This window comes from Hoyosella subflava DQS3-9A1, assembly GCF_000214175.1.
Taxonomy (GTDB): domain Bacteria; phylum Actinomycetota; class Actinomycetes; order Mycobacteriales; family Mycobacteriaceae; genus Hoyosella; species Hoyosella subflava.
On record NC_015564.1, the window covers coordinates 1,501,142 to 1,526,934 of the forward strand.

The window sequence follows — 25,793 nt, forward strand, 5'->3', positions numbered from 1 at the left end:
GCCCGTGGGATCACTGTCGCAATCGCAGCTAGAAGAGCTGGTACGGCTCGCCGGGGAGATTCTCGACGCAGCGTCAGTCCGGTTCCGCGAAGGAATTGGAGCACCAAGTGCGGTGAACAAGGGCGGCCGCGACTTCGCGACAGCCCTGGACCTCGAACTTGAAAAGCAGATCGGTGGCGAACTGCGGAAGCGCACCGGGATCCCAGTCCTGGGTGAGGAGTTCGGCCACGGAGAGAAGTCTGCGGGCGGGGTCCCTCCAGACCTCCTGTGGGTGCTCGATCCTATCGATGGCACGTTGAACTACTCCGCTGGCTTACCTATGGCCGGTATCTTGCTGGCCCTGCTGGACAACCGCGAACCGGTGGCAGGCCTCACCTGGCTGCCAATGCTCAACGAAAAGTTCGTCGCTCTGAGCGCTGGTTGTCTAATCCGCAACGGCAAGGACCAGCCGCGGCTGGAACGAGTTGATGTTCGCGAGTCGATCATCGCGCTCGGTTCTTTCAACCTCGACAGCGCCGGCGTATATCCCGGTGAGTATCGCCAGGAAGTGATCGGCGAGATCAGCCGTGTGTGCTCTAGGTTGCGCCTCCAGGGCTGCACAGGCGCTGACCTCGCCTATACCGCTGCGGGTTCACTCGGAGCGGCGATCAGCTTCGGGCATCACGTATGGGATCACGCTGCTGGGGCCGCGCTTGTCAGGGCAGCTGGCGGAATCGTGACCGACTTACACGGCAACCCGTGGGAAGCGGGATCACCATCACTGCTCGCAGCCTCGCCAGGGGTGCACGAGCAACTCATTGCGATCATCCGTGCGGTCAACGCGCGCACAGGATTCACGCAGGAGGCGCTTGATGCCGAGTGATGTTGCCAGTTTCGGCAATCGCCGGAAGTCGGAGAAAGGGACCAACCGATGACCCTTGCAGTGCGCGTCATTCCGTGTCTCGACGTGGATGCCGGACGAGTTGTCAAAGGCGTCAACTTCGAGAACCTGCGTGATGCGGGTGATCCCGTCGCACTGGCTGCCCTTTACGACGAGCAGGGCGCCGACGAACTCACTTTCCTTGACGTCACCGCCTCCACGGGCGATCGCGCCACGATGATCGATGTGGTTCGCCGAACAGCGGAGCAGGTCTTCATACCCCTCACCGTCGGTGGTGGTGTGCGATCTGTTGACGACGTGGACCGGCTGTTGCGTGCCGGTGCTGACAAAGTGAGCGTCAACACGGCCGCGATCGCACGGCCAGACCTTCTTCGGGAGCTCTCGACCCGGTTCGGTTCTCAGTGCATCGTCCTTTCCGTTGACGCGCGCACCGTGCCCGACGGGCAGCCTGACACGCCGTCCGGGTGGGAAGTGACCACTCATGGCGGGAAGCGGGGCACCGGAATCGACGCAGTCGAATGGGCAATCCGGGGTGCGGAACTTGGGGTCGGTGAGATTCTGCTCAATTCTATGGACGCGGATGGCACCAAGGCCGGGTTTGATCTTCCTATGATCCGGGCGGTCCGTGCCGCAGTTGGCATCCCGGTCATCGCGAGCGGTGGCGCCGGAAAAATTGATCACTTCGCGCCAGCAATCAAAGCGGGTGCGGACGCAGTTCTGGCCGCCAGCGTGTTCCACTTCAAGGACCTCACGATTCCGCAGGTCAAGGCCGCTATGGGGGCAGAGGGGATCGAAGTGCGATGATCGAAGCCGCATTGCCGGAGACTGTTTCGAACCGCCTGAAGCGCAATAGTGACGGGCTCTTCGCTGCGGTCGTCCAGGAGCGCGCGACCGGGAACGTCTTGATGGTGGCGTGGATGGATGACCGTGCACTAGCCCAGACTCTCGCGACGCGGAAAGCCACCTATTACTCCCGCAGCCGCCAGGAGTACTGGGTGAAGGGCGAGACGTCGGGCCACGCCCAGCATGTCCACGAGGTACGCATCGACTGTGACGGCGACACGGTCCTGCTACTGGTGGATCAGACGGGTGCCGCCTGCCACACGGGGACTCACACGTGCTTCGATACGGAAGAGCGCCTCCTGTTGAAGTCCGAACTTTAGCGGAGCCGGCATTGACGGAAAAGGCGATGAACCCGGTGCCGAAGTTCGCTGGCTTCCCAGTTTCCGCGCTGGACTTTTACGAGGATTTAGAGGACGACAACTCGAAAGCCTTCTGGGCGTCGCACAAAGCTATTTATGACGCTGACGTTCGTGCCCCGATGGTGTCGCTCCTCGCCGCGCTGGAACCAGAGTTCGGCGCGGGAAAAATTTTCCGCCCGTATCGCGACGTCCGGTTCTCGAAAAACAAGGCACCGTATAAGACGCATCAGGGAGCCTATGTGGCCGCAGCGCCAAGCGTCGGATGGTACGTGCAAATCGACGCCTCGGGGCTGTTCGTCGCCGGTGGCTTCTACGGAGGCACGTCCGAACAGGTTTCGGCGCTGCGCAAAACTCTGGACGACGACAAGCGCGGACGCGATCTGGAGAACGCGGTGACCGCGTTGGTGGGGCAAGGCTACGAAATCGGCGGGGACAAGCTGAAAACACGTCCGCGTGGCGTGCCGGAAGACCATCCTCGGCTGGGCCTCATGCGTCACAAATCGCTGACCGTAAGCCGCGCGTATGTCTCGCCTGATTGGCTGACAACCACGCGCACCCTCGACATGGTGCGACAAGACTGGCGCGCATTTCAGCCGCTGATTGGCAGGCTCGCCGCTTCCACCGTGACGTGATCCGATTCGCGCCGACCGGCGCTCGCGCGGCAGACTTACGCCATGCCTTTGATTCAGATATCGCAGACCCCCGGACTCACCGCGGAACAGAAACGCGACACAATCGCGGCCGTCACCAAGGCGTACTGCGAGGCCACAGGTAAGAGCGAGAAGGCCGTGTGGGTCGTCATCAACGAGGTACCCCGCGAGCAGTGGGGCGTGGGCGGCACCCCGCTTGGCTGACTTGCACGTGCCGAAGCGGCAATACCCACGGCGATCCTGAAATGGCCCGCTGTGCACAGCCGAAACGCGTAGGGTCAAATCCGGCGGAGACGTTATCGACCCATGTAGGAGGCTAGACGAATATGCCGAAATATCTATGGCAGGTTAGCTATTCGCCTGAAGGCGCGCAGGGTTTGCTCGAACAAGGCGGCAGTGCTCGTAGGGCCGCCATCACGGAGATGGTCGAAAGTGTCGGTGGCAGCGTAGAAGCGTTCTACTTTGCATTCGGCGCCGAAGACCTGTACGTCATCGGTGATGTACCAGACGAGGTCGCAGCCGCTGCATTGAGTCTGCGAACAGCGGCCTCAGGCGCGGCGAGTTCACTCACGGTGTCTCTGCTGACACCAGAACAGGTCGATGCTGCCGCGGCGAAGGAAGTGACCTACCAGCCGCCTGGATCCTGATCGTCGGGTCAGTCAGCGTCCCGGTGTCGCAGAGCGCGGCGTTGGGACCTGACTTTCACGAGCGTTGCGGTCATGATGGCAGTTCCGGTGAAAGCCATAAACACGGGAAGCGGGTACAGCACGATTCGTTCGCTGATCCCGATATGCACTGGCGTCGCGACGAGCAGGATGATGCCGGAGAGCCCGCTCAGCGCGCACAATGCTGCCAAGATCGCAACGAGTCGATGTTGTTGCCACATCCAAATCGCGACCAGAATCAGCAGTATGTGTCGCGCGATGAACCCTGGCAAAACTGCCAGCATATGCGGGACGATGCCGTAGTTCGACGGAACTAGCCCGGTTGCAGCGGTGCTGAGACCCGTGAGGACCGCTAGCGAGACGATCAACCGTCGGCGGTAGCCGTGAGGGATGGCGACGCTGAAGAGTACTGCGCCGAAGATCGTGAGCACTCCAAGTGTCACGAAGGTGGCGTTCATCAGCGGGTGCAGTGGTGAGCACAATTCCGGCGTGCAGTCGGTGACGCCAAGATCGCTGATCGTCCTGTGCTGAAAGCTGTATGTGGTCTTCCAGGCGTACGCGGTGACAATCTCTGCGGCGAGGTAAGCGAACGCGAGGCTCCACGCCGCCCCGGCAGCGATGTTTCGTGAATTTTGAGACGTCACGCGGGCTCCAGGAAATCGGTCGTGCGCGCACGCTCTGGATAACCCGAAACGATCAAATCGTGTGTTACGGACGATCCGCCGTACTCTCCTTGAGCCTACACCTCAGCCAGAGGCCGCTAGGCTGAGAAGGGCAATGAGTCAGCCTAAGCCGCATTCGTCTAGCCGCAGGAGCACCGTGAGGTCAGTGCTCTCAATCGTCGCGGTCGTGGGCGTCGTGGCAGGTCTGATTGTTGGCGCCGCATGGCTTTTTCAGCGGCAGTTGATCTACTTGCCCATGAGTGGGGACGTGCCGCCTGCAGCGGAGGCCGTCGACGGTGCCCGGGACGTCGCCTTGCGCACAGCTGATGGGCTTGAACTGTCTGCGTGGTACATCCCTGCCGCAGAACCTGGTGCACCCGTAGTGCTCGTGGCGCCAGGTAATGCGGGAAATCGCTCCCACCGCACACCGCTCGCCCGGGGCTTCGCAGAGGATGGGCTGGGTGTCCTCTTGCTCGAGTACCGGGGGTATGGGGGCAACCCAGGCTCACCCAGCGAGACAGGGTTAGCCGCGGACGCGGATGCCGCGTACGCGTTCCTGACGGAGGTCGAAAACCTACCGCCGGAGCAACTCATCTATTTCGGTGAGAGTCTCGGAGCGGGCGTCGTCACCGCTCTGGCGACCAGACATCAACCGGCCGCGATGGTGCTGCGGTCACCCTTCACAAGTCTTGCGGACGTTGGCGCGCGGCATTACCCATTTCTCCCCGTGCGCGCACTTCTGAAGGATCAGTACCCAGTACTCGAGAATGTCGCTGAACTGCGGGGAGTTCCTGTCACTGTGATTGCGGGATCCCGCGATTCCATAGTCCCTCTCGACCAAAGCCACACCGTCGCGGAGGCTGCCGGCACGACTGTTATCGAGATTCCGGACGCCGATCACAATGACGCGATCCTGAACTACGGTCCGGAGGTGGTTTCCGCTGTGAGTGATGCTGCCGCAAATGTCCGATGAAGCGGATGCCGGGGCAGTCGAGTGTGACGCGCGCCAACGGAGCTGCAAGGATGGTCGGCATGCTCGATTCGACTACGACCCGGGAACAATTCCACCACCTCGCGGAGCTGCATCGCGTGGTGCCTGTGACCCGGAAAGTGCTCGCTGACTCAGAGACGCCGCTGTCGGCCTACCGGAAACTGGCGGGAGACCGGCCCGGAACGTTTCTCCTAGAGTCGGCTGAGAATGGGCGGTCGTGGTCGCGCTGGTCGTTCATCGGCGCTGGCAGTCCCTGCGCGCTCACGGTTCGTGAGGGTGAAGCGGCGTGGCTGGGCTCAGCCCCTGTTGGTGCGCCAGCGGGTGGTGACCCCATCAAGGCGCTGCGCGACACGCTGGAGTTGCTGCAGAGCGAGCACATTGACGGGATGCCGCCGCTGACTGGCGGACTTGTCGGCTATATGGGCTACGACGTTGTCCGTCGGATCGAGCGACTGCCGGAAAATACGGTCGACGACTTGCGGATCCCTGAGATGGTGATGCTGCTGGCCACCGATTTCGCGGCCTTCGACCATCATGAAGGCAGCATCACGCTGATCGCGAATGCCGTGAACTGGGACGGCACCGCCGAGCGTGCAGATGAGGCATACGACGCGGCGGTGGCGCGCCTCGATGAAATGGCACAAGCGCTCGGTGCGCCCGCTACCTCCACGGTCTCAGTGTTCAGCCGTCCCGAGCCCGATTACCGGAGGCAGCGTACCAGCGACGATTTCGCCAGCGCGGTGACCCAGGTGGTGCACGAAATCGAGGCGGGTGAAGCCTTCCAGGTGGTGCTCTCGCAGCGTTTTGAGATGGAAACGAGCGCTGACGGGCTGGACGTGTACCGGATGCTCCGTGCCTCGAACCCAAGTCCCTACATGTATCACCTTCGCGTGCCGAACGAAGCGGGGGAGACGGCGTTCACCATCGTTGGTTCAAGCCCGGAAGCGCTCGTCACTGTGAAGGATGATGTGGCGATTACGCACCCCATCGCCGGGACGCGCTGGCGAGGGGAAACCGAAGAAGACGATCTTCTTCTCGAGAAGGGACTTCTCGAGGATGAGAAAGAAAACGCTGAACATCTGATGCTGGTCGATCTAGGCAGGAACGACCTGGGACGCGTCTGTCAGCCTGGCACGGTAAAGGTCACCGATTATCGCCATGTGGAGCGGTACAGCCATGTCATGCATCTGGTTTCCACGGTGTCGGGGCGTCTCCGCGACGGAAAGACTGCACTTGATGCGGTGACCGCCTGTTTTCCGGCAGGCACGCTTTCCGGCGCGCCCAAAGTCCGCGCCATGGAGATTATCGACGAACTCGAACTGACCCGGCGAGGGCTGTACGGGGGGATCGTGGGGTATCTCGACTTCACCGGAAATGCCGACACGGCGATCGCGATCAGGACGGCGTTGCTGAAGGATGGCGTCGCGTATGTCCAGGCTGGGGCCGGCGTCGTCGCTGACTCGTTGCCCGAGTACGAGGATGATGAGGCTCGCAACAAGGCGATGGCTGTACTCAAGGCCGTGGCCGCCGCAGGCACAATTGAGCCGTTGACGCCAGCCAGCCAGGCGGATTCGGGTGACGCATGACGGCGGCGGCCGTTGAACAGCAGGGACGAACTAAACGGCGCCGGGCATTGGCAATGGTGCTCGTGCTGGCAGGTGCCAGCCTGGTGTGGGCGTCCTCTAGGGCGGGCTGGATCGCGATGTCGGTGGCTGATGGGTTGCAGCCTGCCCGGCTGGAAGCGGTGATCGGTGCGACCTGGGCTGCGGAACTGGGCCCGATCGCGCTCGCCATGGGTGCCGCGGTGATCGCGATGCTCGTTGTACGCGGCCGCTTTCACCGTCTTGTGGGCATCGTCATTGCCGTTCTCGCTGGAGCGGCTGCCGTGTCACCGATACGCGTGCTGGTTGCGGGAGTCGACGAGGATCGTGTGCGTCAACTAGAGAGTTTGCCTGTTCGCGCCGAGATCGCGGACCTTTCCCTCACCATATGGGCGCCAAGCCTTGCGCTGCTAGGCGCTGCCGCGGGCCTCGCGGGAGCCGCGCTGGCGATAGTGGCACCAAGCCCTGAAGGCGCTGCTCGAAGCCGCTACCAGACACCGGCGGCCCGGCGTGACGACGCACGTGCTGTCATGCGGGATGAGGAGAGGGACGGGGCGATTTCGGGTGGGACGGCCGCGGGCATACCATTGAACGAACGTCTGCTGTGGGATGCGCTTGATGCGGGCGAAGATCCCACCGCGGGCGCGGATGAGGGGCCGGATAACTCAGGAAACCGGCCGGGTTTAGGCTAGTAGCTACCGCCGAGGGTGGCAGCAATTCTGGCGGGAAAGGACACGTGGGGGCAGCATGACGGTTCTCGACTCCATACTCGACGGTGTGCGGGCGGATGTCGCTGCCAGACAAGCGCGTCTTGACATCGGCGAAGTGAAAAAGCTCGCCCAGAAGGCGCCCAATCCGGTCGATGCGGCGGCAGCGCTGCGCGAACCCGGGATTGCGGTCATCGCTGAGGTAAAGCGAGCGAGCCCGTCACGCGGTGAATTGGCTGACATCCGCGATCCTGCTGAACTCGCGCGAGAATATGAACTCGGCGGCGCCCGAATTATCAGCGTGCTAACTGAGGAGCGTCGTTTCCACGGTTCGCTCGCGGATCTGGATGCAGTCCGCGCGACTGTGAAGATTCCCATTTTGCGCAAGGACTTTGTCGTGGGGCCGTATCAGATACATGAGGCGCGCGCCCACGGTGCGGACGTCATCCTGTTGATCGTGGCCGCCCTTGAGCAAGACGTTCTCGTCTCGCTGCTAGACCGGACGGAGTCACTCGGTATGACAGCGCTCGTGGAGGTCCATACTGAGCAGGAAGCGGATCGCGCACTCGAGGCGGGAGCCCGAGTGATCGGCGTGAACGCGCGGGACCTGAAAACCCTCGAGGTTGATCGCAACTGCTTCGCACGTATCGCCCCGGGGCTGCCCAGCGACGTCATCAAGGTCGCGGAGTCGGGCATTCGCGGACCGGCTGATCTGCTCGCGTACGCGGGTGCCGGTGCGGACGCCGTGCTTGTCGGCGAAGGCCTGGTGACTAGTGGTGATCCGCGCGCAGCGGTGTCGGATCTGGTCACTGCGGGGACCCATCCGTCGTGCCCGAAGCCAGCGCGGAACTCGTGATCGAATTGAGCGCGCCGGGGTGCAGGCAACACGCCCTCGCGATGTAGGGCAGACTGGCAGGGTGACATCGCTGGATTACAAGGCGGCAGCGCAGCCTGGCGGCAAGAATATGCCGCGCGCGAGTGCCGGACTGACCGAACGCAGTACGACCGACCCGGATACCCGCGGCCACTTTGGTGACTACGGAGGACGGTTCGTTCCGGAAGCACTGATGGCTGTGATCGAAGAGGTGACGGCCGAGTACGAGAAGGCTCGCGCGGACGATACGTTTCTCAACGAGCTCGACCGCCTCCATCGTGACTACTCCGGTCGCCCGTCACCGTTGTACGAGGCGACTCGGCTCAGTGAGCAAGCGGGCGGTGCGCGGGTTTTCCTCAAGCGCGAGGACCTGAACCACACTGGCTCGCACAAGATCAACAATGTTCTTGGCCAGGCGCTGCTCGCGAAGCGAATGGGCAAAACGAGAGTGATCGCGGAGACTGGGGCCGGCCAGCACGGCGTGGCCACCGCTACCGCCTGTGCACTGCTTGGACTGGACTGCGTGGTGTACATGGGCAAGGTCGATACTGACCGTCAGGCCCTGAATGTGGCGCGGATGCGCTTGCTGGGCGCCGAAGTGGTGGCGGTGGAGACTGGATCGAAGACGCTGAAAGACGCGATCAATGAGGCCCTGCGTGACTGGGTGACGAACGCCAGTGAGACCTACTACTGCTTTGGCACGGTTGCAGGCCCGCACCCTTTCCCGCTTATGGTGCGAGATTTTCAGCGCATCATTGGCCTGGAGGCCAAAACACAGATCAGCGCAATGACTGGGCGGCTTCCCGATGTCGTCGCCGCGTGCGTCGGTGGCGGCTCCAACGCGATCGGCATCTTCCACGCCTTCATCGGTGATACGAACGTCCGCCTCGTGGGCTTCGAAGCGGGCGGTGACGGTGTGGAAACTGGTCGGCATGCAGCGACTATCAGCGGCGGTGCACCCGGTGCGCTGCACGGCGCGTATTCCTACCTGCTCCAGGACGAGGATGGTCAAACCACCGAATCGCATTCGATCTCTGCCGGTCTGGACTACCCCGGTGTTGGGCCTGAGCATTCGTACCTGAGCGATATTGGCCGGGCCGAATACCAGTCCGTCACTGATTCGGAGGCAATGGACGCGTTTGCGCTGCTATGCCGCACAGAGGGAATCATCCCGGCGATTGAGTCCGCGCATGCCATCGCGGGTGCACTGCGACTCGGAAAAGAACTAGGCAAAGGCGCGATCATTCTCGTTAACCTCTCGGGGCGCGGCGACAAGGACGTGGAAACGGCTGCCAAGTGGTTCGGTATTACCGGCGAAGCGACTGGCCAGCATGAGTCAGGAGGAGACGGGACGTGACGGTGACTCCGCATCAGGAACAATCTCGCCTCGCACCGGTATTCGGGCGATGCCACGCAGAGTCGCGGTCCGCTCTGGTGGGATATCTCCCTTCCGGGTACCCGGACAAAGACGGCTCTCGCGCGCTCTTCGGAGCGATGGTCGAAGGCGGCTGCGACATCATTGAAGTAGGCATCCCGTATTCGGATCCGGTCATGGACGGCCCGACAATTCAGGCGGCGGCAAATACGGCCCTGAAATCTGGATTCCGCGTGCGCGATGTGTTCACAACGGTAGAGAACATCGCCAGCGCCGGTGGCAACGCTGTGGTGATGACCTACTGGAACCCTGTCCTTCGCTACGGTGTGGACGCGTTCGCACGTGATCTAGCTGCGGCCGGCGGCCTCGGCCTGATCACTCCGGATCTTATTCCGGAAGAAGCAGAGCGCTGGATCGCCGCTTCACGCGACCACGACCTCGACCGGATCTTCCTTGTCGCCCCGTCGTCGACCGAGGAACGAATCGCGTTGACCGCGGATGTGAGCCGAGGTTTCCTCTACGCAGCCTCAACGATGGGTGTCACGGGCGCGCGGGACGCAGTATCGACATCCGCTCCGGAGCTCGTGGCGCGTATCCGCGCACACAGCCAGATTCCAATCGGGATCGGCCTCGGCGTCAGAAGTGGTGCGCAGGCAGCAGAGATCGCTCGATACGCAGACGGAGTGATTGTCGGCTCCGCGCTGGTTTCGGCGGCTAAGGAAGGCCCAGACGCGGTTGCTGAGCTCACTCGGGAACTTGCAGCCGGGGTACGTGGCGCAGCCCAGTCAGCTACCGTGTGAACGCGTCTGTGGCAGGCGCGCGTGTGCACCAGAACCACGGTGAAAGATCAGGGGGAGTGTTGTGACCCAGAGCTATCTGGCCGCAGAGTCGGCTGATCTGCTCGCATATTTGCCTAGCCCGCCGCAAGGCGTGTGGCAGGTAGGACCGCTCGCGATACGCGCGTACGCGTTGTTCATTATCGTCGGCATCATCGTTGCGATCATCTGGGGTGATCGGCGCTGGCAGGCACGTGGTGGCGAGAAGGGAACCGTCCTGGACATCGCGATCTGGGCGATTCCCTTCGGTTTCATCGGTGGCCGGCTCTACCACGTAGCAACTGACTGGCAGAAGTACTTCGGTGAAGGTGCCAGCCCCATTGATGCGCTGAAAGTGTGGCAAGGCGGTCTCGGGATCTGGGGCGCGGTTGCGTTCGGTGCACTAGGTGCATGGATCGGGTGTCGTCTACGAGGGATTCCGCTTCCTGCGTTTGGTGACGCGGTTGCACCAGGTATCTTGCTCGCCCAGGGCATCGGTCGTCTCGGCAATTACTTCAACCAGGAGCTTTACGGCCGGACCACGGACCTTCCGTGGGGGTTGGAGATCTATACGCGGCTCGACGCGGATGGCCGCATAGACAACCTGAACGGTGTGTCTACGGGGCAGCTCGTCGACGTGGTTCATCCGACATTCCTGTACGAGCTGTTGTGGAATGTCTTCTTCGTTGTGATTCTTGTTCTGATCGACCGGCGGACCCGTATTGGGCACGGACGATTGTTCGCGCTCTATGTCGCCGGGTACTGTTTCGGCCGGTTCTGGATCGAATTGCTGAGGGCAGACCCCGCGAATGAGTTCTTTGGGGTTCGTATCAACTCGTTCACCTCTGCGCTCGTCTTCCTCGGCGCTGTTGTATACATCGTCCTCGCGCGAAAGGGCCGCGAAGCCCCCGAAGCCCTCAAGTCCAAGGAAGCCCGCGCGGCAGAGGCCGAGACCGCCCCGGAACCAGCAGATGCGACAGCTACAGCTGCGGGGTCGGCATCCTCGTCGGCCGCAGACGACAGCGAATCGGTGAACGGTGGTACCGGAAAGAGCTGAAGCGGCCCGAAAGCCAGCCCCGGGTCACAGGCGCGCGATCGCCGGGCTGGCCCTAGCTGGTGGGCTGGGAGCCGGGTGCGTCTACCTGTGGGCGTTCAGCCCGCATGAATCCGGCTCCCTCTATCCGCCATGCCCTACCAAACTGGTCACTGGCTTCGATTGCCCAGGCTGCGGTGCTCTGCGCATGGGGCACGACCTGCTTCGCGGAGACTTGGCGGCCGCAGCCCACGACAACCTGTTCTTGCTTGTCCTTCTGCCCATTGCCGCGGCGTGGGGTGCCTGGTTCTGGTTGCAGCGCAGGAGGGGGCGGCGTCCGTCACTGCCGGTCCGGTCGCTGATCACCGTTGTGGTGATTGCGGTTGTCTGGGGCGTCGTGCGGAATCTTCCTGGATTCCCGTTGATTCCTGGTGGATGAGGAATTCTTCGGATTGTCTCAGTTGCACCAAGTGGGGGTATTCGAGTCGCCTTGTTAGAATTGACCGATCCGGACAAAAATCTGGAGGAGCCGCATCGCGCTCACGACCGTCGCGATGGGCTGGTACGGCGTTCACGGGCCAGCGAAGTCCGCGTGGAAAGACTGAAAGACTGGCTGGCCTGCGAGCCCGCCGGAGAATGTGCCCGCCGCGGCGACATCTCAGCGCCACCCTGCACGCTCACCTAGTGTTGCCGGACGGACACACCCCGCAGACAACTGTGGAGGTGATGCGTTGCTTTTCTCGCTCACACCGGCGCGACACCGGCTCTATGACCCTGCGAATGAGTCGGATTCGTGTGGCGTCGGTCTGATTGCCGATATATCGGGTCGACGGTCGTACGCGGTGATCGAGGACGCGTTGCACGTACTTGCCAATCTAGATCACCGCGGTGCGCGCGGAGCTGAACCCAACACCGGTGATGGTGCCGGGATCTTGCTGCAGATTCCCGACGAACTGTTCCGGCACAAATTCGGCGACATCGTGTTTCCCCGCGGGAAGGCCGGGGGGGATTATGCCGCAGGCATCTGTTTCCTTCCGCTGCGCGTAGATGACCGAACGGAAGCGCAGAGGGTCGTCGAACAGGTTGCTGCGGAAGAAGGCTTGCATATTCTGGGCTGGCGGGATGTTGACGTCGATACCGAGGCGGCGGACATTGGCAGCGCCGCACGGGAATGCATGCCGCACATGTCGTACCTTTTCATCACAGACGGAACCACCGGGGAGACGAATGGTCGGCGCCGTCGCGGTGCCGCACTCGACCGAGCCGCATACTGCCTTCGCAAGCGCGCCGAACGAGATGCTAAGGTCTACTTCGCGTCTCTCTCCTCGCGCACGATCGTCTACAAAGGGATGCTGCTGACTGATCAGCTTCCGGTGTTCTTCCCTGATCTGCGCGACAAACGCTGCCGCAGCGCCATCGCCGTAGTGCACAGCAGGTTTTCGACGAACACTTTCCCGAGTTGGCCGCTTGCGCAGCCCTTCCGATTCCTCGCGCACAACGGTGAAATCAATACCATACGCGGGAACCGGAATCGCATGCGTGCGCGGGAATCCATGCTGGCGAGTGACCTCTTTCTGGGAGACTTATCGCGCACGTACCCGGTCTGCACGCCGGATGCGTCGGACTCTGCGACATTCGACGAGGTGCTCGAACTCCTGCACCTTGGCGGCCGGTCTGTCCCCCACGCGATGCTGATGATGATCCCCCAGGCGTGGGAAAACGACGCGTCGATCCCCTCGGATATCCGGGCGTTCTACCGCTTCCACGCCTCCCTGATCGAGCCCTGGGACGGTCCCGCATGTGTTGTTGCCACGGACGGTTCGGTGGTTGCGGCGACCCTGGACCGCAACGGCCTTCGCCCGGGACGGTGGTGCCGCACGCACAGCGGACGTTTCGTCCTCGCGAGTGAGTCCGGTGTGCTTTCCATCGACGAGGCCGACGTCGCAGAAAAGGGCAGGTTAGAACCTGGCGTAATGCTCGTCATCGATACCGCCGAGGGCCGTATCGTGCCCGACGCTGATCTGAAGCGGGAACTCGCAGCACAGCACCCCTACCAGAAATGGCTTGACAGGGGACTCGTCGAACTCGATTCACTCCCCAAACGTCGCCGTCAGCTCGATGACCATCCAGCGGTCGTTGGGCGACAGGTAGCGTTCGGGTACACCGAAGAAGAACTCCGGGTCATCCTCACACCGATGGCTTGCACTGGCGCTGAACCCCTCGGATCAATGGGGACCGACGCGCCCATCGCCGTGCTGTCCCGGCGTCCCCGGATGCTCTATGACTACTTCGCGCAACTTTTCGCGCAAGTGACGAACCCGCCGCTCGATGCGATACGCGAGGAGATCGTCACCTCCCTGAGCCGCGTCATGGGGCCGGAGCAGAACCTTCTGGAACCAGGGCCGGAGTCGTGCGAACAGATCTGTCTAAGCGCTCCGGTTCTCGGCAATGATGACTTCGACACCTTGGTCAGGATCGACGACCATCGGCCAGACTTCCAGACAAGGGTGCTTAAGGCGCTCTTCGACGTGGAGAGCGGCGGCGAGGGTCTGGCCGATGCGCTGGCTGAACTACGTGCCCGAGCCAGCCGCGCGGTCGCAAAGGGGGCGAAGATCCTGGTTATTTCTGATCGGGACTCAGATCATCAGCGAGCGCCCATACCGTCACTGCTCGCGGTGTCAGCGGTGCACCACCACCTGATCAGGGAGAAGGAGCGCACGCGCGTCGCCCTCGTCGTGGAGTCAGGGGACGCTCGCGAAGTCCATCACGTCGCGTTACTGATTGGCTTCGGGGCGGCAGCGGTGAATCCCTACATCGCGATGGAGACGGTGGCTGACCTCGTTCGTGAAGGCGAGATAACGGACGTGGACAGGCCCACTGCTGTTCGAAATTACCTGCAAGCGCTTAGCAAAGGTGTGCTGAAGGTGATGTCGAAGATGGGAATTTCGACCGTCGGCTCGTATACCGCGGCGCAGGTGTTTGAGGCGGTGGGCCTTGATCGCGCCCTTGTCGACGAATACTTCACGGGTACGTCGTCGACGATCAGCGGGGTGGGGCTTGACGTTCTGGCGCACGATGTGCGGCTACGGCACCGGCGCGCGTATCCGGACAACCCGACTGACCGGGTGCATCGCAGGCTCGACGTGGGTGGAGAGTACCTGTACCGCCGTGAAGGTGAATTGCACTTGTTCACCCCGGAATCGGTGTTCTTACTGCAGCATTCAACGCGAACCGGCCAGTTCGAGTACTTCCGTAAGTACACGGATGAAGTGAATCGCCTTGCGCGAGAAGGCGGAACATTGCGCGGTCTGTTCCGGCTGCGCACCGGCTTGCGTGCGCCGGTTCCGATCGATGAGGTGGAGTCTGCGGAGAGTATCGTGACCCGCTTCAACACCGGTGCCATGAGCTATGGCTCCATCTCCGCGGAGGCGCACGAAACCCTCGCGGTCGCGATGAACCGGCTCGGGGGCCGGTCGAACTCAGGGGAAGGCGGTGAAGATGCGGATCGGCTGTATGACCCGGAGCGGCGCAGCGCGGTCAAACAGGTAGCGTCTGGGCGATTCGGTGTGACAAGTGAGTACCTGGTCAACGCCACGGACATTCAGATCAAGATTGCGCAGGGGGCCAAGCCAGGCGAAGGTGGGCAGCTCCCGGGCTTCAAGGTGTACCCCACGATCGCGCGCACACGGCATTCAACTCCCGGCGTCGCACTGATCTCGCCGCCGCCGCACCACGACATCTACTCGATCGAAGACCTTGCCCAGCTGATTCATGACCTGAAGAATGCGAACCCAGAGGCCCGTATCAACGTCAAGCTGGTGAGTTCGGTGGGCGTCGGTACCGTCGCGGCGGGGGTGTCGAAGGCACACGCCGACGTTGTGCTGATATCAGGACACGATGGCGGAACTGGCGCGGCGCCGCTGACGTCGCTGAAACACGCGGGCACACCGTGGGAAATTGGGCTGGCGGAGACGCAGCAAACGTTGGTGCTCAATGGCCTCAGAGACCGGATAACTGTCCAGACTGATGGCGGCATGCGCACGGGCCGTGACGTGATGGTCGCAGCCCTGCTCGGGGCAGAAGAATTCGGTTTCTCCACCGCCCCGCTTATCGTTGCGGGCTGCATCATGATGCGGGTATGTCATCTTGACACGTGTCCAGTCGGGATTGCCACACAGAATCCCGAGCTGCGCAAGCGTTACACCGGTAAGGCAGAGTTCATCGAGAACTTTTTCCTCTTCGTGGCCGAGGAGGTCCGCGAGTTCCTCGCGGAAATGGGGATGCGCAGCGTCGACGAAGCCATCGGCCACACTGAGATGCTTGATGTCGACGAGGGTGTCGAGCACTGGAAAACCGCGGGACTCGATCTCACCTCGATATTGCGGACGGGCGTAGACGACCGCACCGCGCCCCAACAGCGCCGACGTACGCGCGGGCAAGACCACGGGCTCGACAAGGCGCTCGACCACACCCTCATTCAGCTAGCCGAAGGGGCTCTCGAGGATGCGCACCCAGTCCACCTAGACGTGCCGATCCGCAACGTGAACCGCACCGTGGGAACACTGCTCTCCTCAGAGGTGACACGGCGCTACGGAGCGGCAGGGCTCCCAGACGACACCATCCACATCACACTGACGGGAACAGCGGGCCAGTCAGTCGGCGCTTTCCTTGTTCCCGGTGTGACCCTCGACCTCGTAGGAGACGTGAACGACTATGCGGGAAAGGGGCTGAGCGGAGGGCGGCTGATCGTGCGGCCTTCCCCACGCGCACGATTCATCGCGGAGCAGCAGGTCATCGCCGGGAACACGCTCCTATACGGGGCAACTTCTGGTGAAGCGTACTTCCGGGGCCGCGTCGGTGAGCGCTTCGCGGTCCGGAACTCCGGCGCATGCGCTGTTGTGGATTCTGTCGGTGACCACGGTTGTGAATATATGACTGGGGGACGGGTGATCGTCCTCGGCGCTACCGGCCGCAACTTCGCCGCAGGGATGTCCGGCGGGATCGCTTTCGTGCTCGACCTGAATGAATCCAATGTAAACCTCGGCATGGTGACGCTGCAGGAACCAGACAGTTCGGACCTCGAGGAACTCCATGATGCGCTGCGTGACCATCAGCGGTGGACTGCTTCTCCAGTGGCGGCGGCGCTACTGCGTGAATGGCCCCATTCTGCCTACCGCTTCACCAAAGTCATGCCGCGTGATTACGAGCGCGTGCTCGAAGCTACTCGGCGTGCTCAGGCTGAGGGCCGTGACATTGACGAGGCCGTGATGGAGGCAGCAGGTGGCTGACCCGAAAGGTTTCCTGAACGTGGCGCGATCCGAGGCGCCTCGGCGCGCGATTCCGGACCGCCTAGACGACTGGCGCGACGTTTACGAGGAAGAAGAGTGGAAAGCGCGCAGCCGGGACGTGTCAGAGCAGGCGCGCAGATGCATGGATTGCGGCATTCCCTTCTGCCACTCCGGGTCCGCGGGGTGCCCGCTCGGCAACCTCATTCCTGAATGGAATGACCTGGTCCGGCGCGGACGCTGGGACGCCGCTGCAGAGCGGCTGCACGCCACGAACAACTTCCCTGAGTTCACTGGACACATCTGCCCGGCGCCGTGCGAACCTGCGTGCGTGTTGTCAATCTCGGAGAAAGACACGGGGGGTGCGGTCGCGATCAAACGGGTCGAGCTCGCGATCGCGGACGCAGCATGGGCGGCGGGCAGCGTTGTACCACAGCCGCCGACGGTGTCGAGCGGCCGTTCCGTCGCGGTGGTTGGTTCAGGTCCGGCTGGGCTTGCCGCCGCTCAGCAGCTCACCCGCGCGGGCCACGACGTCACCGTCTATGAACGGGACGACCGGGTTGGTGGGCTTCTGCGGTACGGGATACCGGAGTACAAACTTGAAAAGCGAGTTCTCGACCAGCGTCTGATGCAAATGCGCGCAGAAGGAACGCGGTTTATCACCGAATGTGACGTCGGCGTGCAGTTGCCGGTACGGAAGTTGCAGGACCAATATGACGCGATCATCCTCGCGGTTGGTGCACTTCAGGGTCGTGATAATGAGGTGCCTGGACGCGAACTCACCGGCGTCCACCTAGCAATGGAGCACCTGGTACCAGCGAACCGGGAATGCGAAGGGGACGGGCCCACAACGTTGTCGGCGGCGGACAAACACGTCGTCATTATCGGAGGCGGTGACACAGCCGCCGACTGTTACGGCACTGCGCTGCGGCAGGGCGCAAAATCGGTTACTCAGCTCGACGTGTACCCAGAACCGCCGCGCCAGCGCGACCCAGCGAAGACGCCATGGCCGATGTGGCCGCTGATCCTGCGGAACTACCCAGTTCACGAGGAAGGCGGCACCAGGACATTCGCGGTAGCTGTGGAGCGCTTCGTCGGTGACGACAACGGTCACGTGTCCGAGGTTGAACTCGTCAACGTGCGGGCACGGAAGAACAAGGACGGCAGGCGCATCGTCACGCCGATCTCAGATCCTTTCACTATCCCGTGCGGCTTGGCTCTGCTCGCGATCGGGTTTGCCGGGGTCGGCGATCTGCCGGTCGTGTCTGGGCTGGGGCTCAGCCTGAACAAACGCGGCACTATTTCGTGCGGGCCAGACTGGAAGACCACGGCTCCGGGTGTGTTTGTCTGTGGTGACGCGCATCGCGGCGCGTCGCTGGTGGTGTGGGCCATCGCGGAGGGGCGCTCGGTCGCGCACGCGGTCGACGCATACCTCACCGGGCATTCTGACTTGCCGGCGCCGGTACATCCGACTGCGCTGCCTCTGGCACTGTGACGGAATTTGAGGCGAATTTGCGGGGAAATCACCGTCCATAGTGTGGGTTCCCGTGGAACAGGGAAGGCTCCGAGGCTAAGGTTTGTGGGGTGAAACGTCGCGCTAAGATCGTATGCACCCTTGGGCCCGCAACTGGGTCGGAAGATAAAATTCGTCAGCTAGTTGAAAGCGGAATGAACGTCGCCCGGCTGAACATGAGCCATGGTGACCACGACACTCACGAAGCCAACTACCGTCTGGTTCGTGATGCGGCCGAAAAAACCGGCCACAACATTGGAATACTCGCGGACCTGCAGGGTCCGAAAATTCGTCTCGGCCGCTTCACTGAAGGCGGCACCACCTGGGCAAGTGGGGAAGAGGTGCGGATCAGTACAGATGACTGTGAAGGCACTCATTCCCGCGTCTCCACGACATACAAGGGCCTCAGCACGGATGCGCGGGCGGGTGATCGGCTGCTCGTGGACGACGGCAAAGTCGGTCTCGTCGTTACTGCCGTCGAAGGCCCCGATGTGGTGTGCCGGGTTGTGGAGGGAGGCCCGGTCAGCAACAACAAGGGTCTCTCCCTGCCTGGCATGAACGTATCCGTGCCTGCTATGTCCGACAAAGACATCGCTGATCTCGAGTTCGCTCTGAAACTGGGTGTCGACATGATCGCGCTGTCTTTTGTGCGGTCACCCTCAGATATCGAACTGGTCCACGACGTGATGGACAGAGTGGGCCGCCGTGTTCCGGTAATTGCGAAGCTCGAAAAGCCCGAGGCGATCGACAATCTTGAAGCGATTGTCCTCGCATTCGATGCCATCATGGTCGCCCGTGGCGATCTTGGTGTTGAAATGCCTCTCGAACAGGTTCCACTCGTCCAGAAACGCGCGATCCAGGTCGCGCGCGAAAACGCGAAACCAGTGATCGTGGCGACGCAAATGCTGGACTCGATGATCACGAATCCACGACCGACGCGCGCCGAAGCCTCGGATGTGGCTAACGCAATCCTGGATGGTGCAGATGCGGTAATGCTCTCGGGTGAAACCTCCGTCGGTCAGTACGTCATGGAGGCAGTGCGAACGATGTCACGCATCGTGTCCGCTGTTGAGGCAGAGTCGACCGTCGTGCCGCCGCTGACGCACGTGCCGCGGACAAAGCGCGGCGTGATTTCGTACGCGGCGCGGGATATCGGTGAGCGGCTCGAAGCGAAGGCCCTCGTCGCATTCACACAATCCGGTGACACGGTGCGCAGACTTGCTCGCCTGCACACCCACCTGCCACTTGTCGCGCTGACGCCAGTGTCCGACGTACGGCACCAACTTTCTCTGACGTGGGGAACTGAAACGTTCACTGTCGACTACGTGGAAAGTACCGACGCGATGATCAGGCAGGTGGATGAGGCACTGCTGGAGATTGGCGGGTATGAGCGCGGTGACCGAGTGGTGATCGTGGCCGGCGCCCCGCCCGGAACAGTGGGTTCGACCAACTTGATCCAGGTCCACCGCATCGGTGAGGACGACCACTAGAGTTGCGCGTTCGCTGGTGGCGCGGCGGCCAGGCGGTGACATTCCTCCTGGCTGCCGTCGTCGTAGCGTCGTGTTCAGTGGGAGCGCCTGATGGGCAGGGTGTCGGCGCAGGGTCCGTTCGGTCTCATGAAGCCAGCCGGAACGAGGCAAGCCTGGTCATGCCAGCCTCCGTCGAAGGCCCATTCCTTGTAGACCGGGTCGTCGACGGTGACACCGTCCGGGTTCTGGTCGAAGACAATTCGGTTCGTGTTCGTCTGATCGGCGTAGATGCGCCAGAGACGAACCACCCGCAACTGCCGGTCCAATGTTTCGGGTACGAAGCTACTGAACATGCCCGTAGGTTGGTCGAAGGCGCACGGGTGTATCTGGAGTACGACCCGAGCCAAGGACGACAGGATCGCTTCGGGCGTGAACTTGCATTCTTGTGGTTTGGCAGTAATCGTCTGCTGAATTACGAGATGATTCGCGACGGATTTGCGTATGAATACACATATAGTGACTCTTATCATTACCAAACGCTCTTTAAGCAGGCACAGCGTGCTGCTGATTCAGGGGATCGCGGACTGTGGCACGCCAGCACTTGTGGTGGCGTGGCCGAGTAGAGCCGCGTGGCCAGTGAGCGTTAACTAAGGTAAGCATCAAGCAAGCATCGCCATTTGGGCCCGCTACTCCTGACTTTCCGCGAAACTATGGTCAGGAGGTATAGCGGGCTTCGCTGGCGTGGCAACAACCCTGGTCCGCTCACGGCGATGGATTCGTGGGAAACGTGGAATACATTCGATGAGCGATGGAGCGCTGCGTTCGCAGCGGAATACATCGATGGAATGCACTTCACGGACTACATCTGTGAAGTGGATGCGCTGATTCGCGGCGCAAACTTTCGGGGTGCACTTGAAATTATCCGCTCAGTTGTGGAACGGCTCGCGGTGCGCTCTGACTTGATTGGACAGGAAATACCGCTGTGGTGGGTGACAACCGGTGCGTGCATCGCGAGAAAGGTTGATGACTACCAATCAGAGCTGTGGTTCTACGACACATGGATCAGGCATCAGGCCGTGGGTACCCGTAGGCGGAGGGTCGCGGAAGCGCGCCGCCGTTGCCAGCTGCGCCTAGCGACGAATTAGCATTTCCGATGTGAGCCCGCGTCCAGCTGAAGCCGAAAAGCGTATCCGAACATCCGAATGGCCCCTTATCGCTGCCGCATTCCTCTATATCGCGGCCTACTCGGTCTTCGTCCTCATGCCGGACAGCACGCTCCGTGGTGCAGCGGAAGTGGCGATGATCGCGATATGGGTGCTCTTCGCGGCGGACTATCTCATTCGGCTCTCCGCCGCGAAACAACGTAGACGCTGGTTCGCCCGGCATCTGCCTGATCTGGCGATCGTTGCGTTGCCGATGCTGCGGCCCCTGCGGCTGCTGCGCCTCATCGTCATCTTCCACCGTTTGCAGATCTCGGTGGGTAAGACGCTCCACGGTCGGCTGGCGGCCTACGCCGCCGCGTCTGCGGCACTGCTGATCTATATCGCGTCGCTCGCCGTCCTAGACGCGGAGCGTGGGGCAGAGGGAGCGGAAATCACCACCTACGGTGACGCCATCTGGTGGTCTATCGTCACGGTCACGACGGTCGGTTACGGGGACACGGTTCCGGTGACTGGTCCAGGCCGAGTCATCGCGGTACTTCTGATGCTTGGTGGAATCGGATTGATCGGAGTCATCACCGGCCTGCTTGCCTCGGCCATCGTGAAGCGTGTGAGCGAGGGGGACGGGACCGACGAAAACGCATCGCGAGCGCAAGTAGAGCATGTCGATCAGCGGATCGGAGCGCTTGAGCAACGGATTTCTGAACTTACAGGACTCCTCGCAGCTCGCCCCGCCTCGCCTGGCGGCGCAGGGAACACCGAGCCGTGATCAGCGGCGACCGAAGAGCTTCCACCTTCGGCGCGGGCGCCGGATGACCACGTCCCCCATCCCCGAGTGTCCAATCACGCGAATCCGGGAAAGCCCCAGTGTTTCGTCCGTGACCGCGTTACTCACAGACCCGGAGTCCACGCCGATTCCTTCTGCGTTCACGGGCACGCCATCGGGGACGACCACAACGACACCCCCGGATTTCGATTCCACCTCGACGAGCACCTCGCCCACGGGAAGAACGGCTTCCGTGAAGTCGAGGTGAATGTTGCCCATTTCCGTCTTGGCGATGATGTGGCGTGGGACTTTCCAGCGTCCTTCTCGCCGCACATCGTTCACGGTTGCGGTCAGGCGGATGGTGTCGGGCTCCTTGCGGCCCAGTGAAGGCAGCCCCATAGGCAGGTCCGCGATGAGCGGCTCCAGTTCGCCGTAAGTCTGCGCGGCATACACCTTGGTAAGGCGATCCTCAAGTTCGCCGAAGCTGATTCGGCCCTCGCCGGAAGCTTGGTGCAGCAGCCCGGCAACAGATTCCCGATCAGCGTCCGAGGCTCTGAGGTTCTTTCGTTCGGGATCGGTACTCATGTCACCACGATATCCGCACGCGACTCATGTGATTGCCGCCGTCAGCTGCCGAGGCTGCTTGTGTCGGGCCCTCGCAGCATGAGCAGTCTCAGCTGTCCAGAACTTGGAGCGTTACCGGAAGCCGCATCACCGGAATAGGTTGCGGTGATGGTGTTGTAACCGAAGTTCAGCGCTGAGATGTCGGCGTTGTTGAGCACCGCGGTGCCGTCGACAACGGGGACTGCGCTGCCGAGCGCAGTGTCACCAAGAGTGAACGTCACGGTGCCCGCCGACACCACCGCCGACGAGCTGACAGTCGCCGTCAAGTCGAGAGTCTGCAAGTAGGTCAGCGGGTTGTTATTCGCGCTCACCGTGGTCTGCGTGGTGCTCGAGTACACCTGGGCGGTCGCTTGACCTTCGGACGGTGCATGGATGGTGTCGCCGAGGTACCGAGCCTCCACCAGTCCCGATCCGGCCTGCAGTGGCGGCGAGGTGGCTGTGGTGGCAGAGTCGAGCGGCACGGGTGCGCCAAGTTCCGCTCCGCCTTGCAGGAACTGCACCGATCCGGTGGGCGCGGGCGCGATGGTGCTGCTGACGCTTGCCACGGAGGCGGCGACAGTAGCGCCAGCGATAATCGGCTCGGCAGGCAAGATCAGCGTCGTCGCTGTTTCGATCTGGGCCACCGTTTGCTGCAGGGTCTGGGTGCTCGAACCGAACCTGCTGTCGCCCGAGTACTCAGCGGTGATTGTGCGCTGGCCCGTTGTCAGGTCCGAGACCGGGGCGCTGGTGGCAGTCGCCGGGCCTGCGGCCGCCAGAGGGACCGGGTCACCTAGGTTTGTTCCATCTACCTTGAACTGAACCGTTCCCGTCGGGCGTTCGGCCACTTCGTCGCCCGGGGTGACGGTCAGTGTGAAGGTCACCGGTTGCCCAGGATATGAAGGATTGTGCTCAGATGTCAGGGTCACCGTGTCAGCCTCTGAAGCAACGTATTGGGTGACGGCTCCGGATACTTCGGCGAATATCTTGTCCTGCCCGGGCAAATAAGTGGCGATCACGTGGTGCTCGCCAGGATCGAGAGTGTCGATTGGTGGCAGGGCAGCGATTCCGCCGACCAGCGCAACCGGGCTGCCGACGTTGGCGCCATCGATCTGGAACTGCACGTGACCGGTGGGTGTGCCGAAGGACGGGGTGGTTTCCGGCCGCTGGGCCACCGTCGCGGTGAATGTCACTGGCTCACCCGGCTGTATCGCGCTGCCATCGGCGCTGGTGACCAACTCCATCGTGGTGGGTACGTGCACCGCATGTAGCCGGAATGTAGCGTGCCCAACGAGGCGAGCAGGGTCGTCGGCGAGGGAAGCATCGACGAAGAAACCCCCTTGGGGGTCACTGACTGTCCATTGCTCCGCCGGCAGCAACTCCACTTCCACCGTCGCGTGGCCGGACGCGTCGGTCATCGTGGTTCGCGTGGTCGACCCAGTGCCGCCGAAGCGGGCTACGGCGCCCTGCTCCGTAGGGATCGACCAGATGATCTGCTGGTTGGCGACTGGGCCGCCTCCAGCGTCGGTGAACTTGATCTGCAACTCGTGGGGGAAAGATTGTCCGGAATACGCACTCTGACCGTTTCCAGCGGTAATCGAGACGCGACTGCGGGTGGCGGGGATGGGTTCGATCAGTTGGATTTGACCGTTGACCAGTTCCGCGTTGCTCCCGTTGTACTGATCCCCTGGGGCGCCGTGGTACTCGTGCACCGGCTGGTGGGGGACGCTGGTGACGGTGGAGCTACCGCCGCCACCACCGCCACCGCCGCCATCGTTGGCGCCCGAGGCGCCGTGGCCGAGACCGCCGCCGCGGTGACCGCCGCCGCCGCCACCGCCTCCGCCGCCCGTAGCAGCCCCTGTGCCGTGACCACCGTTATGCCCGCTTTCGCTTCCGCCCTCTCCGCCGAAGCCGCCGCCGAAGCCGCCACTGGTGCCGTCCCCAGGGTCGAATCCGCCAGGCCCACCGTCACCTCCGTCCCCGGAGAAGCCGTTGCCGCCCCCACCGCCGCCACCCCCTGCGACCGCGAGGGGGGTCACTGTGGCGCCGCTGGGCGAGGTGCCGCACTCCGCGCTGGTCTGGCTCACCGCTGAAGACCCGCCTCCGCCTGCGCCGTCGTAGGAAGCGTCCGAGTCCGCTTCACCGCGTGAGCCGCCATGACCGTGGCCCCATCCGCCGTGGGCATATCCGAACTGGGCTACGTGGAGTTCCAGCTGCTTGCGTTCGTCGACCGCAATGACCGCTTGAAGCCCGCTTCCGCTGCCGCCGTTGCCGACATCGCCGAACTCGTGGCCACCACCACCGCCAGCCGCGCCACGGACGTCAGCGAACAGTTCGGTGACCCCGTCACCGACGCAATGGTAGATGGCGTGGCTGCCGCTGTGACCGTAGGTGGTGGTGCGCACACCCTGCGCTCCGGTAATGAACAGCACATAGCCGTCACCGGAGACAGACGCCACGTCGATCGTCGGCTGCAGCACGGCTGCAGATGCGAAAGACGTTCCGCCGCCACCTCCGTTGCCGCCAGCGCCGTGTGCGATGACGTGCCCGGGGTGGATTTCGGTCGCCTGGGCCGCGGCCCCGCCACAGCCGCCTCCTCCGTTGCCCGGCACTCCCGCGTAGCCGCCACCGCCACCGCCGCCGCCACCACCGCCGCCGGTGGTGTCGAAGGTGCCGCCAGGCTGACCGGCGCGCCCGTGGCCGCACGACAGGCCGCTGGCAGTCGCGGAGGCCTGCGTGTTGTTCTCTCCAGCACTGCCTTCATAGGGGTCGCCTTCCTCGTCGTCGACGCCGGCGCTGCCCTGACCTCCGTCGCCTCCCGCGCGTGCCTCGTCGCCGCCGCAGAAGGCGAAGAACGCATCGGCTTCACCGATGACGTGGCAGTCAGGTCCGTTGCCGCCGGCCCCTCCGCCGCCGGCGGCCACCATCACTTCCGTGCCGTCGATCAGCACTGCAGACGCGCCACCGCCGCCGCCGCCATCCCAGCCACTGGACCACACTGTGCCGAAGTTGGTGAGGTGGTCGACCGCCTCGCCCCGTGCGCCGCCGGAAGCGTATGGCGAGTAGCCCCCGCCCGCGTCGCCTGCACACCCGACTTGGACGTCGAAGATCTGCCCTGGCTGAACGTGTACGGCGCCGCTGACCAGCCCCCCGAGGCCGCCCTCCCCAGTGTGATTGGGGTTAGGTGTCTGCCCCTGCCCGCCGACCGCCTCGATATACACGCTGCGCTGCCCCTCCGGCACGGTATATGGCTGGGGACCCGAATTGCAGTAGAAGACAGCGATTTCCAGTCCTGTTTCCTCGTCGGTGAGGAAAACGGGCGCACGCTCGGTGGTCTCGGCGATCGGTAGTGGGCTGGGCAATCCGGATTGCGCCGACGCGACCGCGGGGCCGGCGCTCAGCGTCATTGCGCATGCCAACACGGTCGGTAGCGCGATGGCGACTGGCAAGCGGAGGCGAAACACACTGCTGGTCATGGTGACTCCGCTCGCTCAGGATGCTGAATTGAGCAGAATCTAGCCGCCGCTCCGGTGGTACGGCGCGGT

The 25,793-nt window shown here is 62.9% G+C and carries 24 protein-coding genes; 20 read left to right on the forward strand and 4 right to left on the reverse strand.

The window, feature by feature from the left end:
- The first annotated feature begins 4 nt into the window (after positions 1-4).
- The 6 genes from AS9A_RS06985 (at position 5) to AS9A_RS07010 (ending at position 3,379) form a co-directional block, all read left to right on the forward strand.
- Complete coding sequence (locus AS9A_RS06985; protein ID WP_013806246.1) at positions 5-862, forward strand: inositol monophosphatase family protein; 858 nt, start codon at positions 5-7, stop codon at positions 860-862.
- A 48-nt stretch (positions 863-910) separates the two neighbouring features.
- Positions 911-1,684: an imidazole glycerol phosphate synthase subunit HisF gene (hisF, locus tag AS9A_RS06990; RefSeq protein ID WP_013806247.1), complete on the forward strand. Its 774-nt coding sequence runs from the start codon at positions 911-913 to the stop codon at positions 1,682-1,684.
- Positions 1,681-2,043: a phosphoribosyl-AMP cyclohydrolase gene (gene hisI, locus AS9A_RS06995; protein WP_013806248.1), complete on the forward strand. Its 363-nt coding sequence runs from the start codon at positions 1,681-1,683 to the stop codon at positions 2,041-2,043. Before hisF ends, hisI begins: the two co-directional genes overlap by 4 nt.
- A gap of 26 nt (positions 2,044-2,069) precedes the next feature.
- Positions 2,070-2,714: a DUF2461 domain-containing protein gene (locus AS9A_RS07000; protein ID WP_013806249.1), complete on the forward strand. Its 645-nt coding sequence runs from the start codon at positions 2,070-2,072 to the stop codon at positions 2,712-2,714.
- A 42-nt stretch (positions 2,715-2,756) separates the two neighbouring features.
- Entirely contained in the window at positions 2,757-2,936 is a 180-nt protein-coding gene (locus tag AS9A_RS07005; protein WP_013806250.1) for a tautomerase family protein, read from the forward strand.
- A 122-nt stretch (positions 2,937-3,058) separates the two neighbouring features.
- Positions 3,059-3,379 carry a GYD domain-containing protein gene (locus AS9A_RS07010; RefSeq protein ID WP_013806251.1) on the forward strand — a complete coding sequence of 107 codons (321 nt, stop codon included), beginning with the start codon at positions 3,059-3,061 and terminating at the stop codon, positions 3,377-3,379.
- A gap of 8 nt (positions 3,380-3,387) precedes the next feature.
- On the opposite strand, the gene AS9A_RS07015 is transcribed toward AS9A_RS07010, so the two are convergent.
- The gene (locus AS9A_RS07015) at positions 3,388-4,041 is read right to left on the reverse strand and encodes a DUF998 domain-containing protein (protein ID WP_013806252.1); all 654 of its coding nucleotides are present in this window, start codon (positions 4,039-4,041) and stop codon (positions 3,388-3,390) included.
- Between the two features lie 184 nt (positions 4,042-4,225).
- Between AS9A_RS07015 and AS9A_RS07020 the strand changes: the two genes are divergently transcribed.
- The 11 genes from AS9A_RS07020 to pyk all read left to right on the forward strand — a co-directional run bounded on the left by AS9A_RS07020 (position 4,226) and on the right by pyk (position 19,743).
- Positions 4,226-5,032, forward strand: coding sequence for an alpha/beta hydrolase (locus AS9A_RS07020; protein WP_013806253.1), 807 nt, complete (start codon positions 4,226-4,228; stop codon positions 5,030-5,032).
- A 50-nt stretch (positions 5,033-5,082) separates the two neighbouring features.
- Entirely contained in the window at positions 5,083-6,636 is a 1,554-nt protein-coding gene (locus AS9A_RS07025; RefSeq protein WP_013806254.1) for an anthranilate synthase component I, read from the forward strand.
- Positions 6,633-7,343: a TIGR02234 family membrane protein gene (locus AS9A_RS07030; RefSeq protein WP_013806255.1), complete on the forward strand. Its 711-nt coding sequence runs from the start codon at positions 6,633-6,635 to the stop codon at positions 7,341-7,343. Before AS9A_RS07025 ends, AS9A_RS07030 begins: the two co-directional genes overlap by 4 nt.
- Before the next feature lie 55 nt (positions 7,344-7,398).
- Positions 7,399-8,214, forward strand: coding sequence for an indole-3-glycerol phosphate synthase TrpC (trpC, locus tag AS9A_RS07035; protein ID WP_013806256.1), 816 nt, complete (start codon positions 7,399-7,401; stop codon positions 8,212-8,214).
- 109 nt (positions 8,215-8,323) lie between these two features.
- The gene (gene trpB, locus AS9A_RS07040) at positions 8,324-9,589 is read left to right on the forward strand and encodes a tryptophan synthase subunit beta (RefSeq protein ID WP_041451642.1); all 1,266 of its coding nucleotides are present in this window, start codon (positions 8,324-8,326) and stop codon (positions 9,587-9,589) included.
- 2 nt (positions 9,590-9,591) lie between these two features.
- Positions 9,592-10,407 carry a tryptophan synthase subunit alpha gene (trpA, locus tag AS9A_RS07045; protein ID WP_041451643.1) on the forward strand — a complete coding sequence of 272 codons (816 nt, stop codon included), beginning with the start codon at positions 9,592-9,594 and terminating at the stop codon, positions 10,405-10,407.
- A gap of 61 nt (positions 10,408-10,468) precedes the next feature.
- The gene (gene lgt / locus AS9A_RS07050) at positions 10,469-11,479 is read left to right on the forward strand and encodes a prolipoprotein diacylglyceryl transferase (RefSeq protein ID WP_013806259.1); all 1,011 of its coding nucleotides are present in this window, start codon (positions 10,469-10,471) and stop codon (positions 11,477-11,479) included.
- Positions 11,460-11,894 (forward strand): DUF2752 domain-containing protein, encoded by a 435-nt coding sequence (locus tag AS9A_RS07055; protein WP_083826477.1) that lies wholly within the window; start codon positions 11,460-11,462, stop codon positions 11,892-11,894. Before lgt ends, AS9A_RS07055 begins: the two co-directional genes overlap by 20 nt.
- Before the next feature lie 292 nt (positions 11,895-12,186).
- Positions 12,187-16,743, forward strand: coding sequence for a glutamate synthase large subunit (gene gltB / locus AS9A_RS07060; RefSeq protein ID WP_041450927.1), 4,557 nt, complete (start codon positions 12,187-12,189; stop codon positions 16,741-16,743).
- A complete protein-coding gene (locus AS9A_RS07065; protein ID WP_013806262.1) occupies positions 16,736-18,235 on the forward strand; it encodes a glutamate synthase subunit beta in 1,500 nt (499 codons plus the stop codon). Before gltB ends, AS9A_RS07065 begins: the two co-directional genes overlap by 8 nt.
- Before the next feature lie 89 nt (positions 18,236-18,324).
- Entirely contained in the window at positions 18,325-19,743 is a 1,419-nt protein-coding gene (gene pyk / locus AS9A_RS07070) for a pyruvate kinase (protein WP_083826478.1), read from the forward strand.
- 74 nt (positions 19,744-19,817) lie between these two features.
- On the opposite strand, the gene AS9A_RS24550 is transcribed toward pyk, so the two are convergent.
- Positions 19,818-20,075 (reverse strand): hypothetical protein, encoded by a 258-nt coding sequence (locus AS9A_RS24550; protein WP_013806264.1) that lies wholly within the window; start codon positions 20,073-20,075, stop codon positions 19,818-19,820.
- Here AS9A_RS24550 and AS9A_RS24945 point away from each other — a divergent pair.
- From AS9A_RS24945 to AS9A_RS07085, 3 genes are all read left to right on the forward strand, one after another.
- Complete coding sequence (locus AS9A_RS24945; protein WP_407636569.1) at positions 20,037-20,345, forward strand: thermonuclease family protein; 309 nt, start codon at positions 20,037-20,039, stop codon at positions 20,343-20,345. The two genes, AS9A_RS24550 and AS9A_RS24945, sit on opposite strands and share 39 nt — an antisense overlap.
- A gap of 147 nt (positions 20,346-20,492) precedes the next feature.
- Positions 20,493-20,867, forward strand: a complete 375-nt coding sequence (locus tag AS9A_RS07080; protein WP_013806266.1) for a hypothetical protein — start codon at positions 20,493-20,495, stop codon at positions 20,865-20,867.
- A 10-nt stretch (positions 20,868-20,877) separates the two neighbouring features.
- On the forward strand, positions 20,878-21,651 hold the full coding sequence (locus tag AS9A_RS07085) for a potassium channel family protein (RefSeq protein WP_013806267.1): 774 nt from the start codon (positions 20,878-20,880) through the stop codon (positions 21,649-21,651).
- On the opposite strand, the gene AS9A_RS07090 is transcribed toward AS9A_RS07085, so the two are convergent.
- Both AS9A_RS07090 and AS9A_RS24775 read right to left on the reverse strand, forming a co-directional pair.
- Entirely contained in the window at positions 21,652-22,233 is a 582-nt protein-coding gene (locus tag AS9A_RS07090; protein ID WP_013806268.1) for a DUF1707 SHOCT-like domain-containing protein, read from the reverse strand.
- Positions 22,234-22,274: 41 nt separating this feature from the next.
- Complete coding sequence (locus tag AS9A_RS24775; protein ID WP_049793684.1) at positions 22,275-25,724, reverse strand: Ig-like domain-containing protein; 3,450 nt, start codon at positions 25,722-25,724, stop codon at positions 22,275-22,277.
- Between the last annotated feature and the right edge of the window lie 69 nt (positions 25,725-25,793).